The sequence below is a fragment of the Pseudomonas knackmussii B13 genome, from assembly GCF_000689415.1.
Lineage (GTDB): Bacteria > Pseudomonadota > Gammaproteobacteria > Pseudomonadales > Pseudomonadaceae > Pseudomonas > Pseudomonas knackmussii.
The window spans coordinates 5,036,244-5,054,646 of sequence record NZ_HG322950.1; the positions used below are offsets into that span (position 1 = coordinate 5,036,244).

The following is an 18,403-nucleotide window of genomic DNA, read 5'->3' on the forward strand; positions in this document are numbered from 1 at the left end:
AACGATAAAGACCATGAGCCGGCAAAAAGCCCTGATCGTCGACGATGAACCGGATATCCGCGAGCTGCTGGAGATCACCCTCGGCCGCATGAAGCTCGATACCCGCAGCGCCCGCAACATCAAGGAGGCGCGCGAGTACCTGGCCCGCGAACCCTTCGACCTGTGCCTGACCGACATGCGCCTGCCCGACGGCACCGGCATGGACCTGGTGCAGCACATCCAGCAGCGCCACCCACAGGTACCGGTGGCCATGATTACCGCCTTTGGCAGCCTGGATACCGCGGTCAACGCGCTCAAGGCCGGCGCCTTCGACTTCGTCACCAAGCCGGTCGACCTCGGCCGCCTGCGCGAACTGGTCGCCACCGCGTTGCGCCTGCGTTCGCCGAGCGCCGAAGAAGCACCGGTGGACAACCGCCTGCTCGGCGAGTCGCCGCCGATGAAGCAGATGCGCAACCAGATCGCCAAGCTCGCGCGCAGCCAGGCGCCGGTGTACATCAGCGGCGAATCGGGTAGCGGCAAGGAGTTGGTGGCACGGCTGATCCACGAACAAGGCCCACGCAGCGAAGTGGCCTTCGTCCCGGTCAACTGCGGCGCCATCCCGTCAGAGCTGATGGAAAGCGAGTTCTTCGGCCACAAGAAAGGCAGCTTCACCGGCGCCGTGGAAGACAAGCAGGGCCTGTTCCAGGCGGCCAACGGCGGCACCCTGTTCCTCGACGAAGTCGCCGACCTGCCGCTGCCGATGCAAGTCAAGCTGCTGCGCGCCATCCAGGAGAAGGCCGTACGCGCGGTCGGTGGCCAGCAGGAAGTGTCGGTCGACGTGCGCGTGCTCAGCGCGACACACAAGGACCTCGCTGCAGAAGTCGCCGCCGGGCGCTTCCGCCAGGACCTCTACTACCGCCTGAACGTCATCGAGCTGCGCGTGCCGCCGCTGCGCGAGCGCCGCGAGGATATTCCGCTGCTCACCGATCGCGTGCTGCAGCGCCTGGCCAGCGATAGCGGCCTGGCGCCGGCGAAGGTCAGCGCCGATGCGCTGGAAAAGCTGAAGAGCTACCGTTTCCCCGGCAACGTACGCGAACTGGAGAACATGCTCGAGCGCGCCTACACGCTGTGCGAGGACGACCTCATCCAGCCGCACGACCTGCGCTTCGCGGAAACCGCGAGTGGCGGCGAAAGCGGCGAAGCCAGCCTGGCGCAGATCGACAACCTCGAAGACTACCTGGAAGAGATCGAACGCAAGCTGATCATGCAGGCACTCGAGGAAACCCGCTGGAACCGCACTGCGGCCGCCCAGCGTCTGGGCCTGACCTTCCGCTCCATGCGCTACCGGCTGAAGAAGCTCGGTATCGATTGATCGCCGCCCTTCTGCAGGAGCGCGCTTGCTCGCGAACGCTTCTTCCGGCTGCTGCGCCATCGAGCCGGTTCGCCAGCAAGCTGGCTCCTACGACAAGAATTGCCCCAGCCTCAAACTAACGGCGTATCCACCAGCCGCCCTTCCGGCGCATAGGGCTGCGCCTCGATGATCGGCTCGCGCCGCTGCAGCAGATCCACCAGCAGCCGGCACGAAGCCGGCGCCAGCACCAATCCATTGCGGTAGTGCCCGGTGTTCAGCCACAGGCCGGGGTATTCCGGCACAGGCCCGATGAAGGGAATCCCCTGCGGAGAACCCGGCCGCAGCCCGGCCCAATGCAGCACGGGCGCTTGTCCAGCCAATGCCGGCAACAGCTCCTCCGCCGACGCGCGCAGGCTCGCGAGGGCATCTTCGGTCGGCGTCTTGTCGAACCCGGCATGCTCCAGCGTGCTGCCGATCAGGATGTGGCCGTCACGCCGGGGAATCGCGTAGCGCCCCTTGGCCAGCACCATGCTGGAGAGGAAGTGTTCCGCACACTTGTAGAGGATCATCTGCCCCTTCACCGGCACCACCGGGAGGGTCAGCCCCAGGCTGGCCAGCAGCTCTCCACTCCAGGCGCCGGCGGCCAGCACCGTAGTCTCCGACCGCAGTTCGCCCTGAGCGGTGCGCACGCCGCGAACCGCCCCCTGCTCCTGGATGAACCCCAGCACCTCGCAATCCTCGCGAAGCTCGACCGCCGGCATGCGCAGCAGCGCCTCTCGGAGCGAACGCGCCAAGCGCGGATTGCGCACATTGGCCACGCCGGGCATGTGGATCGCACGCTGGAAACCGGGCCCCAGCGCCGGCACGGCGTCGTGCACGGCAGAGATGTCCACTTCATCCAGCGGACGACCATTGGCGCGCGCCCAGGCCAGCGCTTCGGACTGATCTTCGAGATCCAGCCAGTAGAGGCCGGTGACATGCACCTCCGGATCGATGCCGGTTGCCTCGAGCAACTGCTGCCCGAGCGCGGGATAGAAGTCCTGCGACCAATGCGCGAGGTTCGCCACCGCACTGCTGTAGCGCCAGGGGTAAAGCGGCGAGACGATGCCGCCGCCGGCCCAGGATGATTCCCGGCCCGTGGCACCGCGCTCGACCAGAGTCACCCGGCAGCCTTCCCGCGCCAGCGACCAGGCACTCAACAGACCGACGACTCCGCCCCCGACAACCAGCAAATCCGACATCGCGCGACACCTCGAAGCAAAGAAAACGGCGGGCCCCACGACCCGGCGCGCACTATAGCAAGCCGCCCCGCCGGAAAGTCCCTACGCCCTATCGGGAACGCTCTCCCGAGCCAAGAGCCGCCGCCCCGCTGCAGCCCCGCCGATACTCCCGCCAACGGAAAGTACTGGGGACCTGACCATGCTCAAATGCCGCGGAATCAGTCTGGTGGAACTGCTGATCTGCCTTGCTCTGCTCGCGATCCTGATGTCGATGGCCGCTCCATCCTTCAGCGATCTACTCGCCCGACAACGCACAGAGACCGCGGCACACAGCCTGCGAAGCGCACTCAACCTGGCGCGAGAGACAGCAGTAATGACCGGCCAGGTAGTCAGCATCGCCGCGATCGATGGCGACTGGAGCGCGGGCTGGCGAGTCTTCCATGACCGCAACAACGACGGCATGCGCCAGGACGACGAGCACCCGCTGGCCAATCAGGCAGCCATCGAGGGCGTCTCAATCCAGGCAGACCGAACCAGCAAAAGCTACATCCACTTCCGCGCCGACGGCGTCAGCATTCAACCCAGCGGCGCCTTCCACGCCGGCCACCTGGCGGTATGCGGCAAGGGTTCCAAAGCCTACAAGCTGCTCATCAACCGCAGCGGCCGAATCCGCCAGGAAAGCGCCGAGCCCGCCACGCTCTGCCCACGCTAACCAGCGCACAGCCTCAGCGCGACCGGCATCACAGAAGCTCGCACCCGACGACCGGATATCGTGCGATCGGCAACGATCATCCAGACAAATAGGATTTTTCCTGCCGGAATAGGCAGCATTACCTCTAGTCAAAAGATCGAGGAATGCGCCTATGTCGCGCAGCAAGGAGATGGCGGGGTTCACGCTGATCGAGCTGATGGTGGTGGTGGCCGTCGCCGCCATCCTGGCGAGCATCGCCATTCCCAGCTTCCGTACCCTGATGATGGACAACCAGATCACCAGCCAGACCAACATGGTCATCGGCCTGGTGCAGGCCGCGCGCAGTGAAGCCATTACCCAGCACTCGTTCGTGCGGGTCTGAGGCAGCAGCGACGCAGCTACCGATCAAAGCAACTACAGCTGCAACAGCAGCAACTGGGAAGACGGCGCCATCATCTTCCGTAGCCCAGATAACACCACCACCACGGTCGCCAAGGCATCCTTGATCAAGGTCCTGCCGCCCAACGACAGCGGCTTGACCCTTAGCAGCAGCGGCACCATCACCATCAACCCCAACGGCACCCTGAACAATTCCGTGACCCTGCGCGTCTGCGACTCCCGTGGCACTGATAGCTCGCGCGCCGTGACGGTCAACATCGCCGGCGTCGCCACCAGTGGAGCGAACAGCACATGTCCCTGATTCGCGGCCGTCAAGGCGGCTTCACCCTGATCGAAGTGCTGATTGCATTGCTGGTCCTGGCGATCGGCCTGTTGGGCATGGCCTCGCTGACCATGACCAGCCTGCAAAGCAACCAGAGTGCCTACCAACGCGGCCAAGCCAGCCAACTGGCCTTCGACCTCGTCGAGCGCATGCGCAGCAATAGCGATCAGGCGACGCTTGGCCAATCGCCTTACGCCGCGACACTCGACACCGATAGCACCCTTAACAACCCGGACTGCAAGACCAAGACCGCCGGCTGCACGCCATCCCAACAGGCGGCGCAGGATATGTACGAATGGTGGGCGAACCTGCAGGGTGCCCTTCCCGGCGCTTCCGCCACCATCACAAAAAACAACGCCAACGAGTACCAGATCGTCATCAGCTGGACCGAATCGGACTCGCAGCAACGCTCGACGAGCACCCAGACCAGTAGCTTCACCCTGAGGGTCAATCTATGACTGTCCGCCATCACAGCGGCCGGGCGAGCCAGCGCGGTCTGTCGATGATCGAACTGATGGTCGCCCTGCTGCTCAGCTCGCTGCTGCTGCTTGGCGTTCTGCAGATGTTCAGCAACAGCTCGCACTCCAATAAGGTCAGCACCGCGCTGATCCAGGTGCAGGACAGCGGCCGCGTGGTGCTCGACATGATCGCCAGCGATGCCCGTCGTGCCGGTTACCAGGGTTGTGTCATGCCGAGCAACGTGGTCACTGTGAGCAACGGCACCAAGTTTCCGCGCGATGCCGTCACCACGATTGCTGGCAACAACACCAGCATCACCTTCAACTATGCCGTTACGACCAATACCGGCATCGCCATGCCCGGTACCAACAAGGGCTGCGTCAACGGCACAACCCCGACGCTCTATCTCTACTCGGTCACCTACAGCAACTGCGCGAACGGCACCTCCATCTGCATGAACTCCACCACCAGCGGCGGCACCCAGACCATTGTCGATGGCGCGCAGATCACAGGGTTCAACCTCGGTTACGAGTCCGGTGCCAACACCGTATGGAAGTCCGCCGGCACCATCACCAGTGCGCAGCTCCAGAGCGCCGATCGCCTGCAGGTCAGCCTCACCGCGACGGAAAGCACGCAGAACGTCTCTCGAAGCTTCGTCAACACCATCGAACTGAGGAACCGGCCATGACCTCCCTGAAGCCACAACGCGGGATGGCCCTGATCGTCAGCCTGCTGCTATTGCTGATTCTCACGGTGCTGGCGATCTCCATGGCCAGCACCTCTACCCTGCAGCAACGCATTTCCGGCAACGCCCAGCAGCAGAACCTGGCCTTCCAGGCTTCGGAGAGCGGGCTCAAATATTGGGTCCAGTGGTACAAGGACCACGGCAACAAACCTACCGAGCCCGCTACCGTGGATTTTTCCTCCGGTGACTCCGGCAACGCGCGCGCGAGCGTGACCTCGTCCAGCCTGGAATGCTCGCGAGTCATCCCGCCGCAGAGTCTCAGCGTCGGAGGCCTCGTCTACAACTGCTACCAGGTCAGCAGCCAGGCCAAAGCCTGCAAGAGCCTGTCCGGCTGCGACCCGACTACTTCGACCGGCCAGGCCCGCGCCCTGCATCGTCGCAGTTACATCCAGGCCACCTATTAAACGACCGCCAGGTGCACAGCATGAGCCCCCATCTGTCCTTCATCCGTAGCCTGCTGAGCGGAGCCCTGCTGACTGCAGGCATCGGATTCGCCACCGCGAGTTATGCCGACGACACCGAGATCTTCTTCGGCGGCCAGTCGATCGACAGCAGCGTCCGCCCCAATGTGCTTTTCGTATTGGACAACTCAGGCTCCATGGCCTGGCGTACCGACAGCAACAACAATCCTTGGGGCAACGAGCAATCGCGGATGACGGTGCTCAAGCAATCCTTTTCCGACATCATCACGAGCACCAACGGCATCAATGCCGGCCTGATGATCCTCAACCCCGATGACGACCAGCGTCTGCTCTACCCGGTCACCAATATCGACAACGCCGTACCCAGTGGCGCAACCCAGTACGCCGGCGCCCCCGAAATCGCCCAGGGCAGCGACGACGCCACCCAGCGCACCGATATCTCGTCCACCGCCAGCATCAGCGAGACCAGCCTGCCGATGGGCTATATCGGCAGTACCACCACGGCAACCAATGATGGCACCTCGATTCTCGGCGATACCGATGCATTCTTCGTCAGCACGGCCAATGCCAACTACGCCTGCCGAATGCGTGCGACCGGGGTATCGAACCGAAATACGTCGATCTGTAATAACAGTGACCTCACCGAGCTAAACATCAACTCGACCTCCAACACGAACAACCGCACCGCACTGTTCTATTTCCGCTCGCTAGGCCTGCCGGCAAACGCCACCATCAACAGCGCTTACCTGCAGCTGACTCCCACCAATGGCGGCAGAAATACCACGCCTCCGACGCTTGCCCTGAGAATCGAGCAATCGAAAACCCCGGCCGCATTGAACGACAGTACAACCATTGGCACGAGAACCTTCGCCAGCGCCAACCTCACCGCCCCCAGCTGGCGAAGCGGCCGTACGATTCAGGTTGACATCCAGAGCCTGCTGCAGACGATGCAGGGCTTGAACCCCACGGACAGCGCCGTTAGCGATATCCTGCTGAGCTTCCGCGCCACCCAGGCAAACGACTACACCTTCTGCGTGCGCGGTTGCGCCACCGGCACCTTCCCGACCCTGGTGGTGAACTACACCACCACCTCCAACGTCACCTTGACCCGCATGGGCGCCGTACGCTTCCAGAACGTGGCCATTCCTCAGGGTGCAACAATAACCTCCGCACGAATTTCCTTTGCCCCTGCGACTAGCAACAGCGATCCAGTGACTTTCCAAGTGAAAGGACAACTGGCCAGCGACGCAGCCACCTTCAGCGCTACGGAGAACCTGGCTGCACGCGCGAAGACCAACGCAGTTACCAACTGGATCCCTGACGCCTGGGCCAGCGCCAGCCCGCCGGTTCCCGTACAAGGCCCCGATGTCACCAGCGTCATGCAGGAAATCGTCAGCCAGAGCGGCTGGTGCGGTAACAACTCGGCCGCGTTCTTCTTCACGCCCAACGGTGGTAGCGGTTCCCGTACGGCTTACAGCTACGAAGGCGGGGTGGGCCTGCAGCCCACTTTGACAGTCACCTACACCGGAGGCAGCAGCGGCTGCCTGAACCCGATCGTGGAGGCCCGCGTCACCGATGCGAAGAACGACGGCTTCGAGACCGCTCCGGGGCGTCGCTACAACTCGCCAACCCTGGGCGCCACCACACTGCCGCTAGATGCCGGCATCATTGCGGCGCGCTATACCAACCTGCTGATCAACAAGAATGCGACCGTACTGGATGCCAAGCTGTTCATTACGCCGAGCGCCACCGTCACATCGCCCAGCGTCAGCACCAATATCAGCTTCGAGGATGCGGACAACTCGGCCGCCTACCAGTCCGACTCAGGCAACTTTGCCCTGCGCTCTCAGACTTCGTCAGTCGCTTGCACTATCAATAACAGCAATGGTGGTTGGACTTCCGGCACGCCGTTCAGCTGCCCCGGCCTCGCCTCTTCACTACAGACGGTGTTCAACCGCAGCGGCTGGGCACCGGGTAACGCCCTGTCGGTGTTCATGAACCAGAGCGCGGACAGCACCCTCAATGCCCGCGCCTACGAGAGCAACCCGGCACAGTCCCTGCGCCTGCGCATCAAACTTGCCAGCGGCGGCCTGAGCACTACGCCCTATACCGTACGTAATGCGTTGAACGCGCTGGTGCAGAACCTTACCCCGACTGGCAGTACACCTATCGTCCCGACGCTCGACGATGCCGTGAATTACCTGCGCAATGGGGCTAACGGGAACCCCAGCCCGATCAATAGCGCTTGCCAGACAACGCACCTGGTATTGCTGACCGATGGCCAGGCCAACCTGAACACCGATGCAGCGAAAAATGACATCGCCTCGCTGACCGGTGCCAGCTGTACGGGTGACGCCACCGACGACGGCGAAAAATGCGCCCGCAGCCTGGCCACCTGGATGGCCAAGAACAACCAGATCTCGAACATCGACGGCAGCACCATCACCACCCATACCGTTGGCTTCGCCCTGGATGCGAGCGGAGCAACGGCTAGCGCCAATATCAAGAAGTTCCTCAGCGACCTGGCCACCAATGGCGGCGGCGGCAGCTACAACGCCAGCACTGCCGGAGACCTGTCGAGTGCTTTCAACGACATCATCCAGCACGTGATTTCCACCGACAGTTCCTTCGTGGCCGCCAGCGCGCCGGTGAACACCTTCAACCGCCAGGACAACAAGGACCAGCTGTACTTCTCGGTTTTCCGTCCGAAGGAAACCGATACCTGGCCGGGCAACCTGAAGCGCTATCGCCTGGACACTGCCTCGGCAACAATCGTCGACGCCGACAACGTGGCCGCAGTCAACCCGCTGACCGGGTTCTTCAAGGACAGCGCGCGCAGCTTCTGGAGCGCGACAGCCGACGGCAACGACACCACCGCCGGAGGTGCAGCAGCAAACCTGCCAGCCGCCGCATCGCGCCACCTGTATACCTTTATCGGTAACTCGCCAGCCGCGGCTACCGCCCTGAGCGCGCTCGACACCTCGAACACCGCCATCACCAATAGCCTGCTGGGGATCACCGATCCCAACGACACCGCCTCGCGCACCGCAGCCATCAACTACATCCGCGGCCTGACCACCACCGGTTCGCAGCGCAAGGCCCTGGGCGATCCGCTGCACTCCTCGCCGCGCCTGGTCACCTACGCCTGCAACAGCTACACCGATACCACCTATACCGCGTGCGACACCGAGGACCAGAGCGCGGTAATGGCGACCAACGAAGGCTATCTGCACATGTTCGACACCAGTAACGGCCAGGAGCAGTTCGCCTTCATGCCCGAGCCTCTGCTGTCGAACATCACGCAGTTGGCGGCGAACGCCAAGTCGACGACCGCCAAGCCACGCCCTTACGGGATGGATAACACCGTCACCCTGTGGGTCAACGACGCCAACAAGAACGGCGTCATCTACGGCGGCCTGGATCCCACCAAGACCACCCCGACCCTGCTCACCGGCTTGAACACCGGCGAGTTCGTCTACGCCTACGGCACCATGGGGCGTGGCGGTCGCAATATCTATGCATTGGATGTCACCGACCGCTCCGCGCCGAAGCTCCTGTGGCTGATCAAGGGCGGCGTGACCACTGGCTTCGAGCAACTGGGGCAGACCTGGTCTGCGCCGGTCAAGACGAAGATCAACGTCGGCGGCACCATCACCGATGTGCTGATCTTCGCTGGCGGCTACGACCCCAACCAGGACAACGTCAGCATCCCGACCGCCGACACCATGGGCAACGCGGTCTACATCGTCAACGCCAAGACCGGTGCGCTGCTCTGGTCCGCCAGCAAGTCGAGCGGTAGCGTGTCGCTTAGCAGAATGAGCTACAGCATGCCTGCACCGGTACGAGTCATTGATCTGCAGCAGAACAGCAACGGCACGCTGATCAATGACGACCAGCAACTCGCCGATGAGTTCTTCGTCGGCGACATGGGCGGACAGGTCTGGCGCTTCTACATCAACAACGGCGCCAATGCCGGCAATACCCTGGTCACTCCGGGTGGCACCAGCAACAACGGTGTCTTCGCCAGTGTCATCCCGGCCGACACCGGCAGCACCACCGATGCCGATCGCAAGCTCAAGATGCGGCGCTTCTACAACGAGCCAGACGTGGCAATCCTCAACGTCAACGGAACCCTCATGCTCACCGTCAACATCGGCTCGGGCTACCGCGGCCACCCGCTGAGCAAGCTGACCGAGGACCGCTTCTACTCGTTCCGCACCCCAGTGCTGACCAAGCCCTCGACCAGTGAAGGCACCCTGACCGAAAGCAGCCTGTACGACGCCACCAGCAACCTGGTGCAGGCCGGCACGGATGCCCAGAAGGCAGACGCCAGTAACGCCTTCAGCACCACCACTGCCGGCGGCTGGATGATCAAGCTGAACAGCTCTGGCGGTGAGAAAGTCTTGACCCGAGCACTCACCGTTAACGGCTTCGTCTTCTTCAACACCTACGAACCGACCGCCAACGCTAACTCATGCCAGGCCGCGGTGGGCGTCAACCGCTCCTACGTCGTCAATCTGGCCGATGCCACGCCGTACTCCACAGACACCAGCGGCAACACCAACACTTCTCCATCAGCACGCTATAACGTGGTGAACACCACCGGCCTGCTGCCCGACCCAACGTTGGTAACCATTGGCGGCACCAGCTTCGTGATCAACGGCACCGACATCCGCAAGCCACCGCAGCTGAATACCAGCGAGTTCTACTGGATCGACGAGGACAAATTTTGAGAACGCCGGCAATGAATAAGCAAAGGGGTTTCACCCTGCTGGAACTGATGATCGCGGTAGTGGTGGTGGCTATTCTCGCCGCCATCGCCCTACCTAACTACACGGCATACGTGCGCCGCACCGCCTGCGAGGACGTCAAAGGCACACTTACTGGAGCGGCAGGATTGATGGAGCGCTACAGGGCGCAGAACAACTCCTATGCTGGTGCCGATCTTGGTGCCTATGCACAGAGTCCTGTCGATTCGACAGCGATCTTCACCATTTCACTAGAGAATCTGACATCTACCAGTTATGACCTGAAAGCCTCGCCCGTCGCTGGCGGAGTGATGGCAGGCAAAGGTGAACTGTACTTGAGTTCAAATGGCGTCAGGTCAGGGGAAGCAGGTACAGCTATGGCCAATGCCTGGAGCAGCTGCCGCGGTATCTGACCTTTCGCCCCAATAAAAAACCCGCCACTGGCGGGGTTTTTTTTTTGTTTTTTCTTCACCCGCAGTTCCTTCGGCATCGAGAAGGTAATGTTCTCTTCCCGGCCGTCCAGCTCGACCTCCGGCTCGGCGCCCCATTCGCGGAGCTGCTCGATCACGCCGCGCACCAGCACTTCCGGGGCGGAGGCGCCGGCGGTGATGCCGATGCGGTTCTTGCCTTCGAACCACTCTCGCTTGAGGTCTTCAGCGCCATCGATCAGGTAACCCGGGGTGCCCATGCGTTCGGCCAGTTCGCGCAGGCGGTTGGAGTTGGAGCTGTTCGGGCTGCCGACTACCAGCACCAGGTCGCACTGGTCCGCCAGGTCCTTGACCGCGTCCTGGCGGTTCTGGGTGGCGTAGCAGATGTCGTTTTTGCGCGGGCCCTTGATGTGCGGGAACTTGGCTCGCAGCGCGTCGATCACCTTGGAGGTGTCGTCCATCGACAGGGTGGTCTGGGTCACGAAGTGCAGCGCTTCGGGGTTGCGCACTTCCAGCGCGGCAACATCTTCCTCGTCTTCGACCAGGTAGATATCGCCGCCGTTGGCGTTGTCGTACTGGCCCATGGTGCCTTCCACCTCGGGGTGGCCTTCGTGGCCGATGAGGATGCACTCGTCGCCGTCTCGGCTGTAGCGCACCACTTCCATGTGCACCTTGGTCACCAGCGGGCAGGTCGCGTCGAATACCTTCAGGCCGCGGTTCTCGGCTTCCTTGCGTACCGCCTGGGACACGCCGTGGGCGCTGAAGATGACGATGGTGTCGTCCGGTACCTGGTCGAGTTCCTCGACGAATACCGCGCCGCGGTTGCGCAGGTTCTCCACCACGAACTTGTTGTGCACCACTTCGTGACGCACGTAGATCGGCGGGCCGAACACGTCCAGCGCGCGATTGACGATCTCGATCGCGCGGTCGACGCCGGCGCAGAAGCCGCGGGGGTTGGCGAGTTTGATTTGCATGGTGGCCTCGTCGGCGCTGGGCGCTACGCAAGCCGGCCCACGAGGGGCCGGAAGAATGTCTCTGCCTGAGTGGGCCGGTCTGGGGACACCAGGCCGGGCGCCGGATCAGGCCAGTTTGACCTCGATGATTTCAACGTCGAAGGCCAGGGTCTTGCCGGCCAGCGGGTGGTTGAAGTCGATGGTCACGCGCTGCTCGTCGAACTCTTTCACAACGCCCGGCAGCTCGGTCTTGGCGGCGTCGTTGAAGATCACCAGCAGGCCGTGGGACAGCTCCATGCCTTCGAACTGGTCACGCGGCATGATCTGCACGTTGGCCGGGTTCGGCTGGCCGAAGCCCTGCTCCGGGTCGATGCTCAGCGTGCGCTTGTCGCCGGCCTTCAGTCCGTAGAGCGCCAGCTCGAAGCCGGGGAGCAGGTTGCCGTCGCCGACCTTGAAGGTGGCCGGCTGCTTGTCGAAGGTGCTATCGACGACGTTGCCGTCTTCCAGCTTGAGGGCGAAGTGCAGGGTGACTTCCGTCTCCGCTCCGATGCGAACATCAGCCATGGGCGGCTTCTCCGGATTTCTTGGTCTTGAACATGTCCAGCGCGAGCATGGCCGCGCCGACGGTGATGGCGCTGTCGGCCAGGTTGAACGCAGGGAAGTACCAGCGGTTCTGCCAGTGAACGAGGATGAAGTCGATCACGTGGCCAAGTACGATGCGGTCGTACAGGTTGCCCAGTGCGCCGCCCAGTACCAGCGCCAGGGCGATGGCGAGCCAGGTGTCGCTCGGTTTCAGGCGCTTGAGCCAGACGAGCAGCACGGCGCTGACCACCAGGGCGATCAGGGCGAACAGCCAGCGCTGCCAGCCGGAGCTGTCGGCGAGGAAGCTGAAGGCCGCACCGGTGTTGTAGGCCAGGGTCCAGCTGAACAGGTCGGGAATGACCACGATCTGCTGGTACAGGCTCAGCGTGCCTTCGAAGTAGGCCTTGCTGGCCTGGTCGAGGACCAGGACCAGCACGGTGATCCACAGCCAGCCGAGGCGACCGAAGCGCCCGTTCGACAGGGCATCAGGCATAGTGACGAACCTCGCCTTTGCCTTCGATGTTGTCTACGCAGCGGCTGCACAGCTCCGGATGCGCGGCGTGGGTGCCGACATCGGCGCGATGGTGCCAGCAGCGGCCGCACTTGGCGTGGGCGGACTTGACCACCTTCAGCTTCAGGCCCGGCACATCGCTCTCGACGGCATCAGCCGGCGCGGAGGCCAGCGGTGCAACGGTCGCGGTGGAGGTGATCAGCACGAAGCGCAGCTCGTCGCCCAGCTTGTTCAGGTCGGACACCAGGGCCTCTTCGGCGAACAGGGTCACTTCGGCCTGCAGGTTGCCACCGACGGCCTTGGCCGCGCGCTGGTTTTCCAGTTCCTTGTTGACCGCGGCCTTGACCGCCATGACCTTGTCCCAGTACTCGCGGCCCAGTTCGGTGCCGGCCGGCAGCTCGGACAGGCCCTCGTAGGAGGTGCTGAGCATGACCGACTCGGCGCGCTCGCCCGGCAGGAACTTCCAGATTTCCTCGGCGGTGAACGCCAGGATAGGCGCGATCCAGCGCACCAGCGCCTCGGCGATGTGGAACAGCGCGGTCTGGCACGAACGGCGCGCGACGCTGTTGGCCTGGGTGGTGTACTGGCGATCCTTGATGATGTCCAGGTAGAAGCCGCCCAGCTCCTGCACGCAGAAGTTGTGCACCTTCGAGTAGACGTTCCAGAAGCGGTAGTCGCGGTAGGCTTCTTCCAGCTCGCGCTGCAGCAGCAGGGCGCGGTCCACGGCCCAGCGGTCCAGGGCCAGCATCTGGTCGCCCGGCAGTAGGTCCTTGGCCGGGTCGAAGCCGGACAGGTTGGAAAGCAGGAAGCGCGCGGTGTTGCGGATGCGGCGGTAGGCATCGGCGCTGCGCTGCAGGATGGTCTGGGAAACGGCCATCTCGCCGGAATAATCGGTGGCCGCGACCCACAGGCGCAGGATGTCGGCACCCAGGGTGTCGGTGACCTGCTGCGGGGCGATGACGTTGCCCAGCGACTTGGACATCTTGCGGCCGGACTCGTCCACGGTGAAGCCGTGGGTCAGCAGCTGGCGGTACGGCGCGTGGCCGTCGATTGCGCAGCCGGTCAGCAGCGAGGAGTGGAACCAGCCGCGGTGCTGGTCGGAACCTTCCAGGTAGAGGTCGGCGGCCGGACCGCTGGCGTGGCCGAGCTCGGCGTGCGAGCCGCGCAGCACGTGCCAGTGGGTGGTGCCGGAGTCGAACCAGACGTCCAGGGTGTCGCTGATCTTGTCGTAGTGCGCGGCCTCGTCACCGAGCAGTTCGGCGGCGTCGAGCTTGAACCAGGCCTCGATGCCTTCCTTCTCCACACGCTGGGCCACGGCTTCCATCAGCTCGATGGTGCGCGGGTGCAGCTCGCCGGTGGCCTTGTGCAGGAAGAACGGGATAGGCACGCCCCAGTTGCGCTGACGCGAGATGCACCAGTCGGGACGGCCGGCGATCATGCCGTGCAGGCGCGCCTGGCCCCAGCCGGGCACGAACTCGGTTTCGGAGATGGCTTGCAGCGAGCGCTCGCGCAGGGTGGCACCGCTTTGCGGCTGCTTGTCCATGCCGACGAACCACTGCGCGGTGGCACGGTAGATCAGCGGAGTCTTGTGACGCCAGCAGTGCATGTAGCTGTGGCTGATGGAGGCGTGCTTGAGCAGCGCGCCCACTTCGTCCAGCTTGGCGACGATGGCCGGGTTGGCCTTCCAGATGAACTGGCCGCCGAAGAACGGCAGGTCCTGGACGTACACGCCGTTGCTCTGCACCGGGCTGAGGATGTCGTCGTTGACCATGCCGTACTGCTTGCAGGTACGGAAGTCGTCCTCACCGTAGGCCGGTGCGGAGTGAACGACACCGGTGCCGGCGCCCAGCTCGACGTACTCGGCCAGGTAGACCGGCGAGAAACGCTCGTAGAACGGGTGGCGGAAGCGGATTTGCTCCAGCGCATCGCCCTTGGCGGTGGCGATGACCTGCCCTTCCAGGCCGTAGCGCTGCAGGCAGGACTCGACCAGTTCCTCGGCCAGCACCAGCAGGCGCGCGCCGGTGTCGACCAGGGCGTAGGTGAATTCGGGGTGAACGTTCAGCGCCTGGTTGGCCGGGATGGTCCAGGGGGTGGTGGTCCAGATGACAATGGCAGCGGGCTTGGCCAGGCTGGCCAGGCCGAAAGCGGCGGCCAGCTTGTCGGCGTCCTCGACCGGGAAGGCGACGTCGATGGCGTCGGACTTCTTGTCGGCGTACTCGACCTCAGCCTCGGCCAGCGCCGAACCGCAATCGAAGCACCAGTTCACCGGCTTCAGGCCCTTGAACACGAAGCCCTGCTTGACCATCTCGGCGAGGGCACGGATCTCGCCGGCCTCGTTACTGAAGTTCATGGTCTTGTAGGGGTTGTCCCATTCGCCGAGCACGCCCAGGCGGATGAAGTCGGCCTTCTGTCCTTCGATCTGCTGGGCTGCGTATTCGCGGCACAGCTCGCGGGTCTTGTCCGCCGGCAGGTTCTTGCCGTGGGTGGTCTCGACCTTGTGCTCGATCGGCAGGCCGTGGCAGTCCCAACCCGGCACGTAGGGCGCGTCGTAGCCGGCCAGGGTCTTGGAGCGAACGATGATGTCCTTGAGGATCTTGTTGACCGCGTGACCGATGTGGATGCTGCCGTTGGCGTAGGGCGGGCCATCGTGCAGGACGAATTTCGGACGACCTTCGCCGGCTTTCCGCAGTTTCTGGTACAGGCCGATGTCGTTCCAGAACTTCAGGGTTTCCGGCTCGCGCTGCGGCAGGCCGGCTTTCATCGGGAAGTCGGTTTCGGGAAGGTTCAGGGTGGCTTTGTAATCGGTCATCTCAGGGCCTGTTCTCAGGAGCTCTTCAATCAAGCGGTTGGCCCAGCCAGTAGGCCCGGGCGGCGGCGATGTCGGCGAGAATCGCCGCCTTCAGTGCCTCAAGGGAGGCGAAACGCTGCTCATCACGCAGCTTCTGGTGGAAGGTCACATCCAGGTGCCGGCCGTAGAGGTCGCCAGCGAAGTCCAGCAGATGCACTTCCAGGTGGGGTCGACCGTCGCCTTTGACCGACGGACGCGTGCCTATGTTGGCTACCCCGTTGAAACGCTGGCCATCCACGAGGGTGCTGACCAGATAGACGCCATTGAGCGGCGCCTTGCGGCGCTTGAGCTGGATGTTCGCGGTCGGCGAACCCAGCGTGCGACCGAGCTTCTGCCCATGCAGCACACGGCCGCTGAGGCGGAACGGCCGACCCAGCAGACGCTCGGCCAGGTGCAGATCGCCCTCGGCGAGCACCTTGCGAATGCGCGAACTGCTCACCCGCATGCCGTCCACTTCCACAGTAGTGGCGGCCTCGACGGTAAAACCCTGCTCGGCACTGGCCTTGACCAGGAAGGCGAAGTCACCGGAGCGGTCGCAACCGAAGCGGAAATCGTCACCGACTTCCAGGTGGCGCACGGCCAGGCCGTCGACCAGAACCTGGCGGACGAACTCGGCGGCCGAAAGTTCGCGCAGGCGGCGGTTGAACGCCAGGCACAGGACGAAATCGACACCCTGGCCGCGCAGCAGCTCGAGCTTCTCGCGCAGACGCGCCAGGCGCACCGGCGCTGCATCTGGAGCGAAGTACTCGCGCGGCTGCGGCTCGAAAATCACCACGCAGCTGGGCACGCCCAACTCAAGCGAGCGCTCGCGCAGACGCGCCAGGATCGCCTGGTGGCCGAGGTGGACGCCGTCGAAATTGCCGATGGTGGCGACACAGCCCCCGGACAGGGGCCGCAGGTTGTGGAGGCCTCGAAGCAGCTGCATAGCGCGCGTATTGCTCAGAAAGTGGTCGATTATACCCGCACCCGCCGCCGCGCGACAGGCACAATGCCGCCGTGCGTCACGGATGCGCCCAACAGCGACGCCAGATCAGCTGACCGAGCGTCGGGAAAAGTCCCGCAGGCGGAAGCCCAGCAGCGCCAGCATACCGAAGTAGACAACGATGCCAGCCGCCACCAGCACACCCAGGCGCGCCAGGCGCACGGGCATGCCGCCAAGGTCCCAGGCCGGCATGAAGTGCATCATCAGCAACAAGACTGCGGACATCGCCAGCACCGCCAGCACCAGCTTACCGAGGAACTTCGCCCAGCCCGGCTGCGGCTCGAACAGGTTGTTCTTGCGCAGCTGCCAGTAAAGCAGTCCGGCGTTCAGGCAGGCAGCCAGGCTGATAGCCAGGGCCAGGCCGGCATGTTTGAGCGGACCGATGAAGGCGAGGTTCATGAGCTGGGTGGAAGCCAGCGTGAACAGGGCGATCTTCACCGGCGTGCGGATGTTCTGCCGCGCATAGAAGCCCGGCGCCAGCACCTTCACCAGGATGATGCCGAGCAGCCCCACCGCATAACCGATCAGCGCGCGCTGGGTCATGAGCGCGTCATTGGCGCTGAACTTGCCGTACTGGAACAGCGAGACGGTCAGCGGCTCGGCGATTAGCGCCAGCGCCAGCGCGCAAGGCAGCACCAGCAGGAAGCAAAGGCGCAGCCCCCAATCCATCAGGCGCGAATATTCATGGCGGTCATCGCTTGCATAAGTCTTGGCCAGCGACGGCAGCAGGATGGTGCCCAGCGCCACGCCGAGCACGCCGGAAGGCAGCTCCATCAGGCGGTCGGCGTAATACATCCAGGACACGGAGCCGGCAGCCAGGAAGGACGCGAAGATGGTGTTGATGATCAGCGAGATCTGGCTCACCGAGACCCCCAGAATCGCCGGCCCCATCTGCTTGAGCACGCGCCAGACGCCGGCATCCTTGAAGTTCAGGCGCGGCAGCACGAGCATGCCGATCTTCTTCAGGTGCGGAAGTTGGTAGAGCAATTGCGCCAGGCCGCCGGCGAGCACTGCCCAACCCAGCGCCATCACCGGCGGATGGAAGTACGGCGTCAGGAACAGCGAGAAGATGATCATGCTGACATTCAGCAGGGTCGGCACGAAGGCCGGCACCGAGAAGCGGTTCCAGGTATTGAGAATCGCCCCGGCCAGCGACGCGAGCGAGATCAGCAGGATGTACGGGAAGGTCACGCGCAGCAGCGAGCTGGTCAGCTCGAACTTCTCCTGGGAATCGACGAAGCCCGGCGCCGTCACCCAGATCACCCAGGGCGCTGCGAGGATGCCGAGCAGCGTGACGACCGCCAGAGCGAGGGTCAGCATGCCGGAGATATAGGCGATAAAGGTGCGAGTGGCCTCCTCGCCCTGCTGCGTCTTGTACTCGGCGAGAATGGGCACGAAGGCCTGGGAGAATGCACCCTCGGCGAAGATGCGGCGCAGCAGGTTGGGCAGCTTGAAGGCGACGAAGAAGGCATCGGTGGCCATGCCGGCGCCGAACATGCGCGCGACAATAGTGTCGCGGACGAAGCCGAGCACCCGCGAGATCATGGTCATGGAGCTGACCGCGGCCAGCGATTTGAGTAGATTCATTGCATCCGGAACTTGTCAGCGCAGGGTCGTCCCCGCCCGCACGGCGCCCTAGACACCGGCCGCCACCAAAAGGCGTCGAGTGTATGGCCGCCGGTCGAATAAATCACCCTTCGACGAGCACGACTTCCGGGTAGAGCGCCCGCCAACCCGATCGCCGGCAGGTGTACATACCCTTG

At 63.7% G+C, this 18,403-nt stretch carries 14 protein-coding genes and 2 pseudogenes; 9 read left to right on the forward strand and 7 right to left on the reverse strand.

What is annotated here, in order from left to right:
• Positions 1-13: 13 nt before the first annotated feature.
• A complete protein-coding gene (locus PKB_RS23565) occupies positions 14-1,351 on the forward strand; it encodes a sigma-54-dependent transcriptional regulator (protein WP_043255030.1) in 1,338 nt (445 codons plus the stop codon).
• Positions 1,352-1,461: 110 nt separating this feature from the next.
• Here PKB_RS23565 and thiO read toward each other — a convergent pair whose 3' ends face one another.
• Positions 1,462-2,571: a glycine oxidase ThiO gene (gene thiO / locus PKB_RS23570; protein WP_043255031.1), complete on the reverse strand. Its 1,110-nt coding sequence runs from the start codon at positions 2,569-2,571 to the stop codon at positions 1,462-1,464.
• Positions 2,572-2,749: 178 nt separating this feature from the next.
• Here thiO and PKB_RS23575 point away from each other — a divergent pair, with 178 nt between their 5' ends.
• The 8 genes and pseudogenes from PKB_RS23575 to PKB_RS29360 all read left to right on the forward strand — a co-directional run bounded on the left by PKB_RS23575 (position 2,750) and on the right by PKB_RS29360 (position 10,749).
• Positions 2,750-3,262, forward strand: coding sequence for a GspH/FimT family protein (locus PKB_RS23575; RefSeq protein ID WP_043255032.1), 513 nt, complete (start codon positions 2,750-2,752; stop codon positions 3,260-3,262).
• A 151-nt stretch (positions 3,263-3,413) separates the two neighbouring features.
• Complete coding sequence (locus PKB_RS30395) at positions 3,414-3,623, forward strand: pilus assembly FimT family protein (RefSeq protein WP_043257687.1); 210 nt, start codon at positions 3,414-3,416, stop codon at positions 3,621-3,623.
• A gap of 51 nt (positions 3,624-3,674) precedes the next feature.
• Positions 3,675-3,941 (forward strand): annotated as a pseudogene (locus PKB_RS29355) (GspH/FimT family protein); the annotation flags it as partial.
• Positions 3,932-4,420 (forward strand): type IV pilus modification protein PilV, encoded by a 489-nt coding sequence (pilV, locus tag PKB_RS23590; RefSeq protein ID WP_052355365.1) that lies wholly within the window; start codon positions 3,932-3,934, stop codon positions 4,418-4,420. The pseudogene PKB_RS29355 and the gene pilV, both read left to right, overlap by 10 nt.
• Positions 4,417-5,109 (forward strand): PilW family protein, encoded by a 693-nt coding sequence (locus PKB_RS23595; protein WP_043255034.1) that lies wholly within the window; start codon positions 4,417-4,419, stop codon positions 5,107-5,109. The genes pilV and PKB_RS23595 overlap by 4 nt, the downstream gene beginning before the upstream one ends.
• Positions 5,106-5,570 (forward strand): PilX N-terminal domain-containing pilus assembly protein, encoded by a 465-nt coding sequence (locus tag PKB_RS23600; protein WP_043255035.1) that lies wholly within the window; start codon positions 5,106-5,108, stop codon positions 5,568-5,570. The genes PKB_RS23595 and PKB_RS23600 overlap by 4 nt, the downstream gene beginning before the upstream one ends.
• Before the next feature lie 20 nt (positions 5,571-5,590).
• Positions 5,591-10,321: a pilus assembly protein gene (locus PKB_RS23605; protein WP_052355366.1), complete on the forward strand. Its 4,731-nt coding sequence runs from the start codon at positions 5,591-5,593 to the stop codon at positions 10,319-10,321.
• An 11-nt stretch (positions 10,322-10,332) separates the two neighbouring features.
• Positions 10,333-10,749, forward strand: a complete 417-nt coding sequence (locus PKB_RS29360; protein ID WP_084166710.1) for a type IV pilin protein — start codon at positions 10,333-10,335, stop codon at positions 10,747-10,749.
• Between the two features lie 53 nt (positions 10,750-10,802).
• On the opposite strand, the pseudogene ispH reads toward PKB_RS29360, so the two are convergent.
• The 6 genes and pseudogenes from ispH to murJ all read right to left on the reverse strand — a co-directional run.
• Positions 10,803-11,738 (reverse strand): annotated as a pseudogene (gene ispH, locus PKB_RS23610) (4-hydroxy-3-methylbut-2-enyl diphosphate reductase); the annotation flags it as partial.
• Positions 11,739-11,843: 105 nt separating this feature from the next.
• Positions 11,844-12,281, reverse strand: a complete 438-nt coding sequence (gene fkpB / locus PKB_RS23615; protein ID WP_043255036.1) for an FKBP-type peptidyl-prolyl cis-trans isomerase — start codon at positions 12,279-12,281, stop codon at positions 11,844-11,846.
• Positions 12,274-12,792 (reverse strand): signal peptidase II, encoded by a 519-nt coding sequence (lspA, locus tag PKB_RS23620; protein ID WP_043255038.1) that lies wholly within the window; start codon positions 12,790-12,792, stop codon positions 12,274-12,276. Before lspA ends, fkpB begins: the two co-directional genes overlap by 8 nt.
• Positions 12,785-15,619, reverse strand: coding sequence for an isoleucine--tRNA ligase (gene ileS / locus PKB_RS23625; protein WP_043255040.1), 2,835 nt, complete (start codon positions 15,617-15,619; stop codon positions 12,785-12,787). Before ileS ends, lspA begins: the two co-directional genes overlap by 8 nt.
• A gap of 25 nt (positions 15,620-15,644) precedes the next feature.
• On the reverse strand, positions 15,645-16,583 hold the full coding sequence (gene ribF / locus PKB_RS23630; protein ID WP_043255042.1) for a bifunctional riboflavin kinase/FAD synthetase: 939 nt from the start codon (positions 16,581-16,583) through the stop codon (positions 15,645-15,647).
• 105 nt (positions 16,584-16,688) lie between these two features.
• A complete protein-coding gene (gene murJ / locus PKB_RS23635) occupies positions 16,689-18,227 on the reverse strand; it encodes a murein biosynthesis integral membrane protein MurJ (protein ID WP_043255044.1) in 1,539 nt (512 codons plus the stop codon).
• Positions 18,228-18,403: the final 176 nt, after the last annotated feature.